The organism is Marisediminicola antarctica (assembly GCF_009930795.1).
In the GTDB taxonomy this organism is placed as follows: Bacteria; Actinomycetota; Actinomycetes; order Actinomycetales; family Microbacteriaceae; genus Marisediminicola; species Marisediminicola antarctica.
Genome location: NZ_CP017146.1, coordinates 412,052 through 428,738 on the forward strand (window position 1 = coordinate 412,052; position 16,687 = coordinate 428,738).

Genomic DNA, 16,687 nt, shown 5'->3' on the forward strand with positions numbered 1-16,687 from the left:
CGGGTGATGCGGGTGATGCGGGTGATGCGGGTGATGCGGGCGACATCAGTGGTACGGATCGTGGAGAACCCGAAGACGGTGCAGAGGGTGACAACCTTGGCGCCACCGCCGCCACCGCCGCCCCAGAAGCCGACGAGGAGGCTCTGGACAGCGCGAAGCTCGCCAGCCCAGGGGTCGCGGCCCCCGAGGCCAGTGCGGTCGTGGACACTCCGAAGAAGCGGGACGAGGTCGAGGACACCCCTTTGGCCCGCGAGATAGCTGACCTGACCCGGCGGCGCTCGGCCCTCGCCGCCGTGCAGCTGCCCCTTCCGCCCACGACGCGCATCTTCACAGTCGCGAACCAGAAGGGGGGCGTTGGCAAGACCACCACCACCGTCAACCTCGCGGCAGCCCTCGCCCTCGGCGGTTCCCGGGTGCTCGTAATCGACCTCGACCCGCAGGGCAATGCCTCCACCGCCCTCGGGGTGGACCACAGGGCAGAAACACCGAGCGTGTACGACGTAATCATCGACGACGAGCCGATGACGGAAATCGTGCAGAAGAGCCCGGAATTCGACGGCCTCTACTGCCTACCGTCGACGATTCACCTCGCTGGGGCCGAGATAGAGCTCGTTTCCATGGTCGCCAGAGAACAACGGCTGCGCACCTCGCTACTACGGTTCCTCAACGAGACACCGGAACAGTTTCATTACGTCTTCATCGATTGCCCGCCGTCGTTGGGTCTTCTGACGATCAACGCGTTCGTCGCCGCGAGCGAGGTTCTCATCCCTATCCAGTGCGAGTACTACGCGCTCGAAGGGTTGAGTCAGCTTCTGAACAACATTTCCCTCATCGAACGGCACTTGAACCCGACGCTCACGGTCTCCACCATTCTGCTGACCATGTTCGACTCCCGGACGAACCTGGCCAACCAGGTCGCACAGGACGTGCGGGACCACTTCCCTGATCAGGTGCTTCCGACGCCGATCCCCCGCTCCGTGCGGATCTCGGAAGCCCCAAGCTACGGGCAGACCGTGATCAGTTATGACACCAATTCGGCAGGGTCACTGTCGTACCGAGAAGCAGCAGCAGAAATCGCTAGACGGGGAGCTCCGAACTAATGGCAACAAAACGCACTGGCCTTGGTCGTGGAATCGGCGCACTCATTCCGACCGACGATCCCACGGCGGCTCGCCCCGTCGATGTGTTCTTTCCGACCACGGCAGAATCGGCCGAGGCTCTGGTCGCGGTCCCGGGGGCTCGGCTGGCGAATCTGTCTCCAGCGGATATTGCCCCCAATGCGGTGCAGCCGCGTGCCGTCTTCGCGCAGGAGGAGCTTGACGAACTCGTGCATTCCATCCGCGAGGTCGGGCTGTTGCAACCCATTGTGGTGCGCCCGATCAGCGGCGCGGCCGCGAACGAGCCGCACTACGAGCTCGTCATGGGAGAGCGCCGACTCCGGGCCGTCAAGATTCTCGGGCTCGAGTCGATTCCGGCGGTCGTCAAGAACACCGCCGATGATGCGATGCTGCGCGACGCGCTACTCGAGAACCTGCACAGGGCGAACCTCAATCCACTTGAAGAAGCGTCAGCATACCAACAGCTGCTCTCTGACTTCGGGATCACCCAAGATCAGCTCGCGAGCCGAATCGGTCGATCACGGCCACAAATCACCAACACTATTCGCCTGCTCCGCCTGCCCGAGACGATCCAGGCCCGGGTGGCCGCCGGTGTGCTGAGCGCCGGCCATGCCCGCGCGATCCTGTCCGCGGGGGAGCCTGAGGCCATGCAGCGTCTCGCGGACAAGATAGTCAACGAGGATCTCTCGGTTCGCGCGGCGGAGGCGGCTGCAGCGGTCGGTTCGACGAGCAAGCCGCCGAAACCAAATTCGGGTCGCCGACAGGGCCAGCTCGACGAAATCGCGGAGAGGTTGGGTGACCGGCTCAACACCCGCGTGAAGGTGACGCTTGGCGCTCGAAAGGGTCAGGTCGTCATTGACTTCGCGACCGTCAGCGACCTGAATCGGATCCTCGGAGAGCTTGGCGAACCTGTTTTTGCCTGATCAAGAGCTGGTTTCGTCGCAAAAAAACGCGCGGCCCGGATTGGCGCGCGGTTAGGCGCACGGTCCCCCGCAGCTAGCGCTACGTGGTATTCCGATGGCGGATGAGACACGAATTTCGGTGTCGCGATCGGGTCAGCGGGTAGGCGGCGTTTGGGCAGTCTGCTGGCGCACCAGCCTGGCCGGGTTCAGGCCGTGGCTTCCCGGATTGCCGCATCGGCCAACGCCTCATAGACCCAGCCGAGGTCGTGGCCGGCAGCCTCGAGCGCGAGCGGGAGCAGCGAGGTTTCGGTGAGGCCGGGGAGCACGTTGGCCTCGAGAAACTGGGGAGTTCCGGAGGCGTCGATGATGAGGTCGATGCGTGAGAGGTGACGCATACCGAGTGCGTTGTGGGCCCGGATGGCCGTATTGGCGGCCGCAGCCGCGACCTTGTCGCTGAGCCTGGCAGGGGTGTAGAAGGTCGTTTCTCCCGCGTTGTACCGGGCTTCGAAGCTGTAGACCCCGGAGACCGGTTCGATCTCGACTGCGGGAAGTGCAACCGGTCCGTCGCCGCTATCGATGACGCTCACCGCGATTTCGGTGCCAATCACCTGGCGTTCGATGAGCGCGACGCCGCAATAGGTGTAGGCGTCGACCATTGCGCGGGGTAGCTCGGCCGGGTCGGTGACGATGCTGACGCCCTGGGCGGAGCCGCCGCGCGCGGGTTTGACCACAACGGGAACGGGGAATTCGTCGGCGATCACCGCGAGCACACTGTTGGTGCCCAGTTCGCGGAAGGTCTCCCGTGGCAGGGAAAGCGACCGGGGCGTGGGCACACCGGCGCGCGAGACGATGGCTTTGGCTGTTGGCTTGTCCCAGGCCAGGCGCGCAGCATCGGGGCGGGAGCCGACATAGGGAATCCCGAGCAGCTCGAGCAGGTCGCGAAGTGCGCCGTCCTCTCCGCTGGCCCCGTGCAGTGCGGGCCAGACCACATCGGGTCTGCTGTGCTGCAGGTAGCCGAGCAGGAATGCATCCGGGTCTTTGAGGATCACACTGATGCCGTGCTCCGCGAGGGAGTCGGCCACCCGCCGACCGGAGCGGAGTGATACATCCCGTTCGTGGGATATGCCGCCAGCGAGAACGACAATGCTGCGGTCCGATGTGTGATTCATGAGGGCCCATCTGCTAAAAGTGCTGGTCACAGGCTATATGCCAATTAGCTCATATTCGGCGGTGGAGCGCTGAAGTTTTGGTTCTGGCGCACGGTCGCGATCTGGCCGGACGGCGAGAATGCGTTCACCAACTCAAGCTCGCCGTTGATCACAGTAGCCAGACGACGGATGCCGAGGCGGATGGTGTCGCTGGTCGGATAGCAGAATGACAGGCGAATGAAGCGCTGGCCACTGCCATCGGCGAAGAACGCGGTGCCGGGCGTATACGCGACGAGCTCCTTCACCGCGCGCGGAAGCATGGCCTTCGAGTCGAGCTCCTCCGGGAGGGTCACCCAGACGTAGAAACCGCCGTTGGGATTCGTCCAGCTCAGCTCGGGCAGGTGCTCCCCGAGCGCGGTGAGCATCGCGTCGCGGCGCTCCCGGTAGACGCCCCGGAAGGTCTCGATCTGCGCCTTCCAGTCCGCTGTGCGGAGGTACTCGGAGACGACGAATTGGCTGAACGAGCTCGGCGAGAGGATCGCCGACTCGTTGGCGAGGATGAGCTTCTCTTTGATCGCGTGGGGAGCGAGCACCCAGCCGATCCGGAACCCGGGAGCAAGCGTCTTCGAGAACGAGCCGAGGTAGACGACGCCGTCCTCCTCGACGGAGCGCATTGCCTGCGGCGGCGGGCCGTCGAAGTACAGCAGACCGTAGGGGTTGTCCTCGAGGACGAGGATGCCGTTGTCGCGGCAGATCTCGAGGATCTCCAGTCGGCGCTCCCTGCTCAGGGTCACCCCGGCGGGGTTGTGGAAGTTGGGAATCGTGTAGAGGAGCTTGATCGACTTGCCGGCGGCGTTGAGCTCGGCAATGCGCTCGCGCAGCGCTTCCGGGACCAGCCCACTGTCGTCGAGCGCGACGTGGCTGATCTCGGCCTGGTACGACCGGAACACCCCGATGGCGCCGACATAGCTGGGCGCCTCGGCGAGCACGACGTCACCGGGGTTGATGAAGAGCTTGGTGACGAGGTCGAGTCCCTGCTGGGAGCCCGTCGTCACCACGACGTCATCGACACTGCCGTGGATGCCCTCGAGCGCCATGATCTCGAGGATCTGCTCACGCAGCGCCGGGGTGCCCTGACCGGAGCCGTACTGCAGCGCCTGCGGTCCGGAATCGGTCATCACCCGATCGAATGATGAGCGGATGAGCTCGCTGGGCAGCGCCGACACGAATGGCATCCCGCCGGCGAGGGAGACGACCTCGGGGCGCGAGGCGACAGCGAAGAGGGCGCGGACCTCGGAGGTGCTCAGGCCTGCCGCACGGTCGGCGTAGTGGTGGTACCAGGGGTCGAGGTTGGTGCCCGTGCTGTTGCGTGTGCTGCCGTGAGAAGTCATGGCGTGTCCCCGGGTGGTGTGTGGTGGTGCTCGGCGGAGCCGAGATACGAGTGCTCCAAGAATAGGGGATGCACAAATGGGCCCGCCCACAACGTGGACGGGCCCATTACTGCAACGGGTTAGGCCAGGAACTCCGCGAGGTCGGCCTCGAGGGCGCCCTTGGGCTTCGCACCGATGACGGTCTTGACGACCTCGCCGCCGCGGTACACCTTCATGGCCGGGATCGAGGTGATCTGGTACTTGGCCGCGGTCTGCGGGTTGTTGTCGACGTTGAGTTTCACGATCTGGATCTTGTCGGCGTGCTCCGCACCGATCTGATCGAGGATGGGGCTGACCGCGCGGCAGGGGCCGCACCATTCCGCCCAGAAGTCGACGAGGATCGTCTTGTCGGAGGAAAGGACGAGGTCCTGGAAGGTCTCGTCGGTGACATCGAGTGCGTGTGACATGACTGTTCTGCTTTCGTTGGTGGGTTGTGAGAAATTCGGGAGGGCTGGGCCGACGGTCAGACGCTTGCGGTGTCGAGCACGTGGCGCGGCAGCGAGGCGAGGTAGTGCTCCACGTCGAGGGCGGCGACGGTTCCGGATCCCGCGGCCGTGATCGCCTGCCGGTAGGTGACGTCGAGCACGTCTCCCGCAGCGAACACGCCGGGCAGGCTCGTGCGGGAGCTGCGCCCGTCGACGGCGATCGTGCCGTCGTCGGTGAGCTCGAGCTGGCCGTGCACGAGGTGCACGCGTGGGTCGTTGCCGATCGCGACGAACAGGCCGCTCAGATCGATGGTCGACTCGCTCGCATCGACGGTGTCCCGAAGACCGATGCCCGTCACGAGCGCCTCCCCGTAGATGCGCTCGACGACCTTGTTGAAGACGAATTCGATTTTGGGGTTGGCGAGGGCGCGGTCCTGCATGATCTTCGACGCGCGGAGCTTGTCCGAGCGGTGGATGACATAGACCTTGTCGGCGAACTTCGTGAGGAAGGTGGCTTCCTCCATTGCGGAGTCCCCTCCGCCGACGACGGCGACTGTCTTCTGGCGGAAGAAGAAGCCGTCGCAGGTGGCGCACCACGAAACGCCGTAGCCGCTCAGGCGGGTCTCGTCGGAGATCCCGAGTTTGCGGTACGCGGAGCCCGTGGCGTAGATGACGGTGAGTGCCTCGTGAATGTCCCCGTTCCCGAGGGTGACCTTCTTGACATCGCCCGACAGGTCGAGCGATACGACGTCGTCGAGCACGACCTCCGTGCCGAACTTCTCGGCCTGTTCCTGCATCTTCATCATGAGGTCCGGGCCCATGATGCCGTCGGGAAAACCGGGGAAGTTCTCGACCTCGGTGGTCTTCATGAGCTCGCCGCCGGCCTCGACGGAGCTCGCGATGAGCAGCGGGGACAGGCTTGCCCGTGCCGCATAGATGGCAGCCGTGTATCCCGCGGGACCCGAGCCGATGATGATGACCTGACGCAAGGTGAGGTTCTCCTGTCTGTGCTGACTGCGGTGTGTGCTGGCCGCGATGACCGGTACAACACGCGCTGGTGGTTGACTATTCCGGTGCCTCCGGCGGCCGGTTCCTTCGCGGTAGACGCCGGGCGAACGTGTCGAGCGCACTCCCGGCATCCGGATTCTTCATCAGGAGTAGCACACCGAGATAAACGGCAGCCATTCCGGTTCCGATCACCGAAATCGCCACGATAGCGGTGAAGAGGTCGCGTTGCGCGAAACCCGCTGGATCGAGCCCACCGAGCGAGACGAGGATGCCGACCCCGACGGCGCCCGAGATCGCCCCGGCGAAGAGGTACTGCACGTGGCGGCGCAGGAGGAACCGCCCGCCAACCGGGCCGAGACGGCGGCGCAGCAGGGCGAAGGTGGTCAGGGCCTGGGCGAGGGCCGCGAGAGATGTCACCAGGGCGACCCCGACGCCGATGAACTCGACTGGTAGAAGCGTGCAGGCCAGAGCGCCCATCACGAACACGCTCGCCTTGATCGTCTCGAGGAAGAAGGGAGTGCGGGTGTCCTCAAGCGAATAGAACACGCGGAACATCACGAAACCGGCGCTGAACGGCACGAGCCCGATCGAGAAGGCGATGATCACCATGGCCATCGCAGTGACGTTGTCGAAGCCGCCCGGCTCGAATACCCGTGCGAACGGGAAGGCCGCAACGATGAGTGCCACGGACGCGAACGTGATGAAGAGGTCGATTGTGCGCAGCGACGAGGTGACGTCTTCGCGCACCCCGGCGAGGTTGTTGGTCGACGCGTGCCCGCTCATGCGGGTGAAGTAGGCGGTGGCGATCGAGACGGCGATCACCGAGTGCGGGAGCATGAAGATGAGCCAGGAGTTCTGCAGCGCGAGGAGGCTCGCGCCCTCGCCGGCGGCCTGCGAGACGACTCGGCTCTGGAACACACCGGCCGTCTGGGTCACGAGGATCATGCCGAATACCCACCCTGCGGCCTTCCCGGTGCGACCGAGACCGACCCCCCGCCAGCGGAAGTCCGGCCGGAAGCCGAGTCCCGCCCGCTTCCAGAACAGCACAAGCACGAGCGCCTGGGCGGCGACTCCGAGGGTTGCGCTCCCCGCCAGCAGGGCGATCCGCCCGGCATCCCACACCTCCACAGCGCTGTTCTCGGCCGCGTCGCCGAAGAGCAGCGAGAAGGCGACGAGTCCGGCGATCGCGACGACGTTGTTGAGCACCGGAGCCCAGGTGAACGGCCCGAACGCCTTTCGGGCGTTCAGTACCTCGCCGAGCAGGCTGTAGAGAGCGTAAAAGAGCACCTGGGGCAGACACCAATAGGCGAACGCGGTGGCGAGGGCGACGCCCTCCGGTGAGAAGCCCCGTCCGTTGTTCCCGCCCGCCGAGGTGTAGAGCGCGACGAGCAGCGGGGCGGAGAGGGTCGCGATGATCGCGATCACGACGAACGCGCTCGCGCCGAGGGTCACGACTTTGTTGATGAACCGTTGTCCGCCGTCGTCGTGGAGCCCGGCGCGCACGATCTGCGGCACGAGTATCGCGCCGAGCACCCCTCCCGCAATGAGGGCGTAGATGTTGTTGGGCAGCTGGTTTCCTAGGGCGAACGCGTCGCCGGCGGCGCTGCCGACCTGGCCGAGGGTGGCGGCGAGCACGATAGCCCTGATGAAGCCGAGAAGGCGCGACACGAGGGTGCCGGAGGCGAGGAGCGCGCTCGCGCGGCCCAGACCCGACGACGGCCGTGGCGCGGGATCGGTGGGTGGCTTAGTCACGTGCCTTCGCAGCGGTATTCGATTCGGGTGCGTCTGGCCCGGGCGCACCCATAGGCTCCTGCGCGGCCGTGTCGGTCGTTGCAGCACCCTCGGCCGGCCGACGGCTCCGGCGGACTGTGCGGATGATGCCAAGCACGAAGACCAGGAGGAGGAGCCCCGCAAGAACTGATGTGACGGCTGTCTCCCAGCCGGCTTGCACGGTGATCTCGGCCTGGGCCGGCTGCGAGATGGGCACGCCGGTCTCGCTCGTGAGCGAGATGGTGATGACGACCTTGCCGTTCGCCACGGATTGGACCGGGATGGACGCTCGGTTCTGCGAGTTTGCCGCGATCTCCACCCGCACCTGGGGTTCGGTTACATCGAGGATGGCCGTTCGGGAGGTAACGGTGACGATGACCGTGACCGGTACCGACAGGTTGTTGCTGATGGTGATCGGCAGCGGTCCGCTGTCGGACCACTGGGTGATGGTGGCGGTCTCGACCTGCACCGCGGAGAGGATCTCGCCGGAGGTTGCGAGGTAGTCGGCCACCGCGAGTGCCCACGCCGGTTCCGCCGTGTTCCAGGACTGTGAGGCCAGGGCGAGCAGCGACAGCCTCCGCTCGCCGGTGAGCGCGCTTGGATCGGCAACGATCGTAGCGAATTGCGCCACCGCCGCCTCGGAGGCGAACATCGATTGGAGACCCTGGATCTGCTCGGCTGCGACCGGCATGTCGACGATCTCGCGAGCGGCGGGGGGCGAGGCTCTGGCGTCGTCGAGCGTGGCCGGCGCCGACCAGCCGATCGCGCCGACTGCAGCGATGGTGTCGGACAGCCGGAAGCCGCCGAGTGCGTCGCCGCGGCCGAGTGTGGCAAGCACGGTGCGGCCGGCATCGGCATCCGGGTCCTCGGTGGCGAGCGTCGCGAGCGAGGCCGTCAGCCGCACCATCGCCGCCTCCCAGCTTGCGACGGTGGGGGCGTCGACAGCGTCGCTCAGCAGGTCGGAGATCACGGCGTCTGAGGTGAGCACCGTCCGTCCGCCAATCGTTCCGGCGGCGTTCCCCGTTGTGACGTCCTCGTCGAGGGTGGAGTTCGCCGAGGAGACGATCGTGGTCTCGAGCCCGGCGGCGGCGAAGGTGTCGAGGTCCGTCTCGACGACGGTTCCGGCACGTGGCCACGCGATGCCGGTGGTGCTGTAGTTCCACTCGAGAAGCGATTCCAGGGTCGGAGCCACGGGAGTTGTCGGTTCGGCAGAGGGCGAGGGGCTCGGCGAGGCAGCGTCAGACCCGGCCCCCTCGGGGAAGAGGTCGGTATTGATCGCGAAGCTCGCGGGCCGGAGCACGACACCGCCCGCTTGGCTCGTTGCGGCGATGTCGGTGTCGGCGTAGGTGAGCGGGAAGGTCTGGTTGGGGGCGGATTCGAGCCGCGCCAGCCAGTCGGTCACCGACTCGGGGGCGGAGGTGCCGAGCAGCCGGATCGAGGCGATGATGCGCGGATCGATGGCGAGCGCGACCGGGCGGCCGAAGGCGGCGTCGAGCTGGCGGGTGAGCAGCCCACCCGGCGATGTGTAGGACTCGAGAAGTTCGCCGGTCACCACGCCCGAGGTCGAGGCGGGCAGGGTGATCGGGAGGGCTATCGCCAATCCCGTCGGGGTGAATCCAGCATCGGGGTTGACCGTGATGGTCGACCGTCCCTCGCCCTGGCGGTTGTCGGCCGACGCCACCAGCACCGAGAGGCGTCGAGCGCCGAACGGGGCCGTCTCGTCGAAGCCGGCCACTTCGGCAGGCACGACGATCGTCGCCAGGGCGGTCGATTCGCCGGGGAACAGCTCGGGAGAGCCCACCCGTGCAATGACGTCGCCGCGGTCCGACTCGAGGGGGAGGGCGGCATCCGGTTGCGCGAGCCAGGTCGCGAGGCTGGCCCGACCGTCGACAACGGCGCGGTCGAGGTACACGGTTGCGGTGCCGGCGGGGAGGGTGTCGCTCGAGCGGTTGGCGACTACTACCGACAGGGTGAGGTCGTCGCCGGGACGGAGGATCCCGGAGGCGGCCGGCACGACATCGACCGAGATCTCGGCGGTGGCCGCAGGGGACTCGACCAGCGGTACGGCCGCCGTCGCGGCGGCACCCGGTGCGGCGGGACCCAGCGCGGCGGGCGCAACGAACGCGCCGACGACGACGGCGAGCGCGAGGAGGGGTCTGATGATTCTCATGGCTGGTGATCGATCCGCACGCAACGCAGCGGCCGACAACAAGCGATTCTAGGCCGTCGCCGCCCGTTGGCCCTGAAGGCGAGGGGCCTCCCCGCGTGGCGGTGCGGTGGCAGGGGTGTGGCAAGCTTGACGACCATGGAGAGCGTCGCTTCGGCAATTAAGAGGCTCGCCGACCTCGCTGCACTGCCCCACATCTCCCGGCTTTCCGCGGCCTTCGCCGCCGCGGGCCACGAACTCGCCCTCGTCGGCGGGCCCGTCCGCGACGCGTTCATCGGCCGGCAGCTCAACGACCTCGATTTCGCGACGAGCGCGGTCCCCGACGAGATCCTCGCCGTGGTGAAGCCGCTCGCCGACGTGCACTGGGACATCGGCCGGGCGTTCGGCACGATCGGTGCCCGTATCGACGGGCACACCGTGGAGATCACGACGTACCGCACCGACGCCTACGACGGGGAGACCCGCAAGCCCCTCGTGGAGTTCGGCGACAGCCTCGAGGGCGACCTCGTCCGTCGCGATTTCACGATCAACGCGATGGCCCTGCGCTTGCCGGAGCTCGTGCTCGTCGACCCCTCCGGCGGACTTGATGACCTGCTCGCCGGACGCATCACGACGCCCGGTGCCCCCGAGGAATCCTTCGGCGACGACCCGCTGCGGATGCTGCGCGCCGCGCGTTTCACCTCCCAGCTCGGTTTCACGGTCGCGGAGCCGACGCGGGCGGCGATGGCCGCCCTCGCCGCGCAGATCAGCATCGTCTCTGTCGAGAGGATCAGCGATGAACTGTCGAAGCTGCTGCGCACGCCGCGTCCTCGGGTCGGGCTCGAACTGCTCGATGTGACGGGGATCGCGGCCCTCGTGCTGCCCGAGTTCCCCGCCCTGCGGCTCGAGATCGACGAGCACCACCACCACAAGGACGTCTACGAGCACAGCCTCACGGTGCTCGACCAGGTCATCGAGCTCGAGGCATCCCGGTCGCATCCAGAGTCCCCCGACCTGGTGCTGCGCATGGCGGCCCTGCTGCACGACATCGGCAAGCCGTCGACGAAGCGCACCGAGCCGGGCGGCGTGGTCACGTTCCACCACCACGACGTGGTCGGCGCGAAGATGGTGGCCAAGCGCCTCAAGGCCCTGCGCTTCGACAAGCAGTTCATCGCCGACGTCGCGCGGCTTGTCGAGCTGCACCTGCGGTTCTTCGGCTACACCGAGGGTGCCTGGACCGATTCGGCCGTGCGCCGCTACGTGCGCGATGCCGGGCCGCTGCTGGAGCGGCTCCACATCCTCGTGCGCGCCGACGTCACGACCCGCAACCGGCGCAAGGCCGACCGCCTCTCCTTCGCCTACGACGACCTCGAGGACCGCATTGCGGCGCTCTCCGAGCAGGAGGAGCTTGCCGCCATCCGCCCTGACCTGGACGGCGAGCAGATTATGCAGACCCTCGGCATCCGGCCCGGGCGAGAGGTGGGCGAGGCCTACCGGTTCCTGCTTGAGCTGCGCCTCGACGAGGGTGCTCTGGGCACCGAGGAGGCGACCGCTCGCCTTCGCGCCTGGTGGGCCTCCCGCGCCTGACAAGCGCCCGACAGGCCACGTCGGTGCCTTTCGCTATTTCTGTGCCTTTCGCTATTCAGGAGTGGTGGGCGGTATTCAGGAGTGCGACGCGGTTGGACGAAGTCGGATGTCCGGGTTGGTCAGGTTGGTCAGACCGCCGGCCCCGACAACTCCTGAATACTGGCCACTGTTCCTGAATAATGACAGCGCGATCAGGCGTTGTCGCGGATGAACTGCTCGAGCAGCTCTCGCGCGACCGGGTCCGGGTACTGCGTTGGCGGCGACTTCATGAAATAGGCGGATGCTGACTCCACGGGGCCGCCCTGGCCGGCGTCAAGCGCGACCTTTGCCGCGCGGATCGCGTCGATGACCACTCCGGCGGAGTTGGGTGAGTCCCACACCTCGAGCTTGTACTCGAGCGTCGTCGGCGCGTTGCCGAAGCCGTGGCCCTCGAGGCGCACGAAGGCGAGCTTGCGGTCGTCGAGCCACGGGATGTGGTCGCTCGGGCCGATGTGCACGTCGCGCGCATTGATTTCGTTGTCGATGTTGCTGGTGACGGCCTGCGTCTTGGAGATCTTCTTCGATTGCAGCCGGCGCCGCTCGAGCATGTTCTTGAAGTCCATGTTGCCGCCGACGTTCAGCTGGTACGTGCGGTCGAGCACGAGCCCGCGCTCTTCGAACAGGCGGGCGAGCACGCGGTGGGTGATCGTCGCGCCGAGCTGGCTCTTGATGTCGTCGCCGACGATGGGCACGCCGGCTGCGGTGAACTTGGCCGCCCACTCCGGGTCGCTCGCAATGAACACCGGCAGGGCGTTGACGAACGCCACACCCGCGTCGATCGACGCCTGTGCATAGAACTTCGCGGCCTCCTCGCTGCCGACCGGAAGGTAGCAGACGAGCACATCGACGGAGGCGGCGCGGAGCGCCTGCGTCACGTCGATGACCGCGGCATCCGATTCCTCGATCGTGTCGAGGTAATACTCGCCGAGCCCGTCGAGGGTCGGTCCGCGCTGCACGGTCACGCCGGTCGGGGCGACCTCGGCGAAGGCGAGCGTGTTGTTCTCGCTGGCCCAGATGGCGTCGGCGAGGTCGACTCCGACCTTGGCGGCGTCGACGTCGAAGGCGGCGACGAACTCGACGTCGCCGACGGAATACGGCCCGAACCGGTTGTGCATGAGACCGGGGATGACCTCGTCGGCGGCGGCGTCACGATAGAACGTGACTCCCTGGACGAGGGCGTTGGCGCAGTTTCCCACTCCGACGATAGCGACGCGAAGAGACATGAATTCGAGCTCCTTGATAGTTACAGTGTTCGCTGACTACACTAGGCAGGTTGCCCGGGCTCATTTGACACGCTCACTGAGCCGGGCGCACATGTAACCCTCCTGTCACAGACCGTCTGTGACCGTTTAGTCCGAAGGAGGTGGGTTAGTCATGCAGCAATACGAACTTATGGTCATCCTCGATCCAGAGATCGATGAGCGCACCGTCGCTCCCAGCCTCGACAAGTTCCTCAATGTCATCCGCAACGCGGGTGGGTCGATCGACAAGGTCGACGTCTGGGGACGCCGTCGTCTGGCGTACGAGATCAACAAGAAGACCGAGGGCATCTATGCCGTCGTCGCGTTGACCTCCGACTCCGCCGCGACCGTCGAGCTCGACCGCCAGCTCAAGCTCAGCGAAGCAGTCATGCGCACCAAGGTGCTTCGCGCCGAGGAAGCCATCGCCCAGGTCGCCGAAGCCGCCAAGCTCTCCGCAGAGAAGGCAGCCCGCAAGGCAGCCGCTCCCGCGAAGGCCGCTCCGGTCTCTGACGATTCCGCCGCGAAGGTCGCCGCCGCGCCGAAGGCACCGGCAGCTCCTGCCGCGCCTGAAGCACCCGTCGCCGAGTAGCTCATGGCTGGCGAAACAGTAATCACCGTGGTGGGTAACCTCACCAGCGACCCGGAGCTGCGGTACACGCAGAACGGGCTGGCGGTTGCGAACTTCACCATCGCCTCCACACCCCGGAGCTTCGACCGTGCGTCGAACGACTGGAAGGATGGCGAAGCACTGTTCCTGCGCGCGAGCGTCTGGCGCGAGTTCGCCGAGCATGTCGCCGGTTCGCTGACGAAGGGTTCGCGCGTTGTTGCGACCGGTCGTCTGAAGCAGCGGTCGTACGAGACCAAAGAGGGCGAGAAGCGCACCAGCATCGAGCTCGAGGTCGACGAGATCGGTCCTTCGCTTCGCTACGCGACGGCTCAGGTCACGCGCACGTCGAGCTCCCGCGAAGGCGGCAGCGGCGGCAACAGCAGCGGCGGCGGTAACCCGCAGCAGCAACGCGGCCAGGTCGCCGAAGAGCCGTGGGCGCCATCCGCTCCTGCGGCCGCCTCGGGCGCAGGCGGAGACGTCTGGAACACGCCCGGCAGCTTCAACGACGAGACCCCGTTCTAATACGCGGTCTCGCCCCACATCATTACCTCTACTGAAAGCAGATAAATCATGGCTGGAAAGAGCAGCGGCGATCGCCGCAAGCCCCTCCGGACTGCCAAGGGCGGCAAACCCGTCGCCCCGGCGAAGTCCATTCGCGTCGGCGTCATCGACTACAAGGATGTTGCAACGCTTCGCAAGTTCATTTCCGAGCGTGGAAAGATCCGCGCTCGCCGTATTACCGGTGTCTCCGTTCAGGAGCAGCGTCTCATCGCCCGTGCCGTCAAGAACGCACGCGAGATGGCACTGCTGCCCTACGCCGGCTCAGGCCGTTAAGGAGCCCTGACATGTCAAAGCTGATCCTCACGCACGAGGTCACCGGTCTCGGTGCCCCCGGCGACGTCATCGACGTCAAAAACGGCTATGCCCGTAACTTCCTTGTACCCCAGGGCTTCGCGGTCATGTGGAGCCGGGGCGGCGAAAAGCAGATCGAGCAGATCAAGGCGGCCCGCGCAGCTCACGAGCACGCCACGATCGAAGAAGCCAAGGACCTCAAGGCCCGCCTCGAGGCGACCACCGTCACGCTGAAGGTCAAGGCCGGAGCTGGCGGACGCCTGTTCGGGTCGGTCAAGGCGTCGAACGTGGCCGATGCAGTGGCCGCACAGGGCCTTGGCATCGTTGACAAGCGCAAGATCGAGATCACCTCGGCCATCAAGGCCACCGGTGACCACGAGGCATCCATTCGCCTGCGCGACGACCTCACCGCGACCATCACCCTCCGGGTGGTTGCCGCAAAGTAATACCCTGCAACGGGTGGCGGTGGCTCGGAACTACGGTTCCGGGCCACCGCTTTTTTGTACCCTGTCAAGCCCTTTGTGCACAGTGGGGCGTGTCGTTTCACAACCCTCAAGTGGAACTCTAGACATCTTTCTACACACACCCTGCGCGAATCTAAATGCCTGGTCAGAGGCCAAGTAATATCCGGCAGTACTGGGTTACTAACAATCCAGTCCACAGGTTGTGCACACTCCACACGGCGTTTCGCGCAAACTTTCCACAGGCCTGTCCACAGGTGGGATTAGGTCCGGTTGGGTTGGCGGGCGCCGTGCTCCTAGTGTGTGACAGCGCGTCTTACCCCGGGGGGATGATGCTGCACGGTCCGCCGATATCGGCGATGTCGCCGGCATCCGCTACACAAGTCAATGAAGGAGGTCCATCGTGTCGATAGCCCATTTGGGACTCGCGGGACCAGCCGAAGCCCGATCCGATCAGCAGCGGCAGCAGTCCGAGCGCACGCCTCCGCATGACCTGCTCGCGGAGCAGAGCGCCATCGGCGGCATGCTCTTGAGCAAGGATGCCGTGGCCGACGTCATCGAGGCGGTGCGGGCGGTGGACTTCTACATGCCCAAGCACGAGATCATCTTCGACGCGATCCTCTCGCTCTACTCCCACGGCGAGCCGACCGACGTGATCGCGGTCACCGACGAGCTCCTGAAGGCGGGCGAGCTCACCCGGGCGGGCGGCGCGGACTACCTGCACACGCTCACCGGACTCGTACCGACCGCAGCGAACGCCGGCTACTACTCCAGCATCGTCGCCGAAAAGGCCGTGCTGCGCCGCCTCGTCGAGGCGGGCACGCGCATCGTGCAGATGGGCTACGCGAGCGAGGGTGAGGTTGTCGACCTCGTCAACAACGCGCAGGCGGAGATCTACGGGGTTACCGGCGGCGTCGAGGCGGAGGACTTCATCCCTCTCACGGTCGCCGTCGAGACGGCGATTGGAGAGATCGAGGCGGCCAACGGGCGCGACGGCTCGATGACCGGTGTGCCGACGGGCTTCGCCGAACTCGACGACCTCACCAACGGCCTCCACGGCGGGCAGCTCATCATCATCGCGGCCAGGCCGGCACTCGGAAAGTCGACGCTCGCGCTCGACTTCGCCCGCGCAGCATCCATCAAGCACGACATGCCCTCGATCTTCTTCTCGCTCGAGATGGGGCGGAGCGAGATCGCGATGCGACTGCTCTCGGCCGAGGCATCCGTTCCCCTGCAGAACATGCGCAAGGGCACCGTCGACTCGCGCGACTGGACCACCATCGCGGCGACCCGCGGCCGGATTAATGACGCGCCGCTCTATATCGACGACAGCCCCAACATGACGCTCGTCGAGATCCGCGCCAAGTGCCGCAGGCTCAAGCAGAAGGTCGGGCTCAAGCTCGTCATCATCGACTACCTGCAGCTGATGACCTCGGGCAAGAAGGTCGAATCGCGCCAGCAGGAGGTCAGCGAGTTCTCGCGCGCACTCAAGCTCCTCGCGAAGGAGCTGCAGGTGCCGGTCATCGCGCTCTCCCAGCTGAACCGTGGACCGGAACAGCGCACCGACAAGATGCCCGCCATCTCCGACCTCCGCGAGTCAGGCTCGCTCGAGCAGGACGCCGACATGGTGATTCTGCTGCACCGTGAGAGCGCTTACGAGAAGGAGAACCCACGGGCGGGCGAGGCGGACCTGATCGTCGCCAAGCACCGCAACGGGCCGACCCGCACGGTGACGGTGGCCTTCCAGGGCCATTTCTCGCGCTTCACCGACATGGCGCCCGCCTAACGAGCCTCTCCATCCGCTATCGACGACGCTCGGGATGGGCCTCTCGCATGCCGTGAGCGCAGATCGCGTGCCGTGAGCGCAGAGCTCGAGCCGAACTGGCGACGGCGTGCGGTCAGCCGGGGGCACGTAAACTAACGTCGTTCGTCACTCGAGAAAGGGGTCGTCCT

General features: G+C 66.2%; 14 protein-coding genes and 1 pseudogene. 8 read left to right on the top strand and 7 right to left on the bottom strand.

What is annotated here, in order from left to right; all coding sequences use genetic code 11:
• Positions 1 to 200: 200 nt before the first annotated feature.
• Together BHD05_RS01960 and BHD05_RS01965 are read left to right on the top strand one after the other, a co-directional pair.
• Entirely contained in the window at positions 201 to 1,100 is a 900-nt protein-coding gene (locus tag BHD05_RS01960; RefSeq protein WP_161887302.1) for a ParA family protein, read from the top strand.
• Positions 1,100 to 2,041, top strand: coding sequence for a ParB/RepB/Spo0J family partition protein (locus BHD05_RS01965; protein WP_161884929.1), 942 nt, complete (start codon positions 1,100 to 1,102; stop codon positions 2,039 to 2,041). The genes BHD05_RS01960 and BHD05_RS01965 overlap by 1 nt, the downstream gene beginning before the upstream one ends.
• Before the next feature lie 185 nt (positions 2,042 to 2,226).
• On the opposite strand, the gene BHD05_RS01970 is transcribed toward BHD05_RS01965, so the two are convergent.
• The 6 genes from BHD05_RS01970 to BHD05_RS01995 all read right to left on the bottom strand — a co-directional run bounded on the left by BHD05_RS01970 (position 2,227) and on the right by BHD05_RS01995 (position 9,971).
• Positions 2,227 to 3,189: a D-alanine--D-alanine ligase family protein gene (locus BHD05_RS01970; protein WP_161884930.1), complete on the bottom strand. Its 963-nt coding sequence runs from the start codon at positions 3,187 to 3,189 to the stop codon at positions 2,227 to 2,229.
• A 44-nt stretch (positions 3,190 to 3,233) separates the two neighbouring features.
• Positions 3,234 to 4,559: an aminotransferase-like domain-containing protein gene (locus BHD05_RS01975; protein WP_161884931.1), complete on the bottom strand. Its 1,326-nt coding sequence runs from the start codon at positions 4,557 to 4,559 to the stop codon at positions 3,234 to 3,236.
• A 119-nt stretch (positions 4,560 to 4,678) separates the two neighbouring features.
• A complete protein-coding gene (gene trxA / locus BHD05_RS01980) occupies positions 4,679 to 5,005 on the bottom strand; it encodes a thioredoxin (RefSeq protein ID WP_161884932.1) in 327 nt (108 codons plus the stop codon).
• A 56-nt stretch (positions 5,006 to 5,061) separates the two neighbouring features.
• On the bottom strand, positions 5,062 to 6,012 hold the full coding sequence (trxB, locus tag BHD05_RS01985; RefSeq protein WP_161884933.1) for a thioredoxin-disulfide reductase: 951 nt from the start codon (positions 6,010 to 6,012) through the stop codon (positions 5,062 to 5,064).
• A 76-nt stretch (positions 6,013 to 6,088) separates the two neighbouring features.
• Positions 6,089 to 7,783 (bottom strand): murein biosynthesis integral membrane protein MurJ, encoded by a 1,695-nt coding sequence (gene murJ, locus BHD05_RS01990; protein WP_161884934.1) that lies wholly within the window; start codon positions 7,781 to 7,783, stop codon positions 6,089 to 6,091.
• A complete protein-coding gene (locus BHD05_RS01995; RefSeq protein WP_161884935.1) occupies positions 7,776 to 9,971 on the bottom strand; it encodes a DUF6049 family protein in 2,196 nt (731 codons plus the stop codon). Before BHD05_RS01995 ends, murJ begins: the two co-directional genes overlap by 8 nt.
• A 135-nt stretch (positions 9,972 to 10,106) precedes the next feature.
• On the opposite strand from BHD05_RS01995, the gene BHD05_RS02000 reads away from it, so the two are divergent.
• Complete coding sequence (locus tag BHD05_RS02000; protein ID WP_161884936.1) at positions 10,107 to 11,534, top strand: CCA tRNA nucleotidyltransferase; 1,428 nt, start codon at positions 10,107 to 10,109, stop codon at positions 11,532 to 11,534.
• Positions 11,535 to 11,725: 191 nt separating this feature from the next.
• On the opposite strand, the gene BHD05_RS02005 is transcribed toward BHD05_RS02000, so the two are convergent.
• Positions 11,726 to 12,796: an inositol-3-phosphate synthase gene (locus BHD05_RS02005; RefSeq protein ID WP_161884937.1), complete on the bottom strand. Its 1,071-nt coding sequence runs from the start codon at positions 12,794 to 12,796 to the stop codon at positions 11,726 to 11,728.
• 151 nt (positions 12,797 to 12,947) lie between these two features.
• On the opposite strand from BHD05_RS02005, the pseudogene rpsF reads away from it, so the two are divergent.
• From rpsF to dnaB, 5 genes and pseudogenes are all read left to right on the top strand, one after another.
• Positions 12,948 to 13,310 (top strand): annotated as a pseudogene (gene rpsF, locus BHD05_RS02010) (30S ribosomal protein S6); the annotation flags it as partial.
• Between the two features lie 96 nt (positions 13,311 to 13,406).
• Positions 13,407 to 13,943, top strand: a complete 537-nt coding sequence (locus BHD05_RS02015) for a single-stranded DNA-binding protein (protein WP_161884939.1) — start codon at positions 13,407 to 13,409, stop codon at positions 13,941 to 13,943.
• 48 nt (positions 13,944 to 13,991) lie between these two features.
• On the top strand, positions 13,992 to 14,255 hold the full coding sequence (gene rpsR / locus BHD05_RS02020) for a 30S ribosomal protein S18 (RefSeq protein WP_161884940.1): 264 nt from the start codon (positions 13,992 to 13,994) through the stop codon (positions 14,253 to 14,255).
• 11 nt (positions 14,256 to 14,266) lie between these two features.
• Positions 14,267 to 14,719, top strand: coding sequence for a 50S ribosomal protein L9 (gene rplI / locus BHD05_RS02025; protein WP_161884941.1), 453 nt, complete (start codon positions 14,267 to 14,269; stop codon positions 14,717 to 14,719).
• Between the two features lie 418 nt (positions 14,720 to 15,137).
• On the top strand, positions 15,138 to 16,520 hold the full coding sequence (gene dnaB / locus BHD05_RS02030) for a replicative DNA helicase (RefSeq protein ID WP_161884942.1): 1,383 nt from the start codon (positions 15,138 to 15,140) through the stop codon (positions 16,518 to 16,520).
• Positions 16,521 to 16,687: the final 167 nt, after the last annotated feature.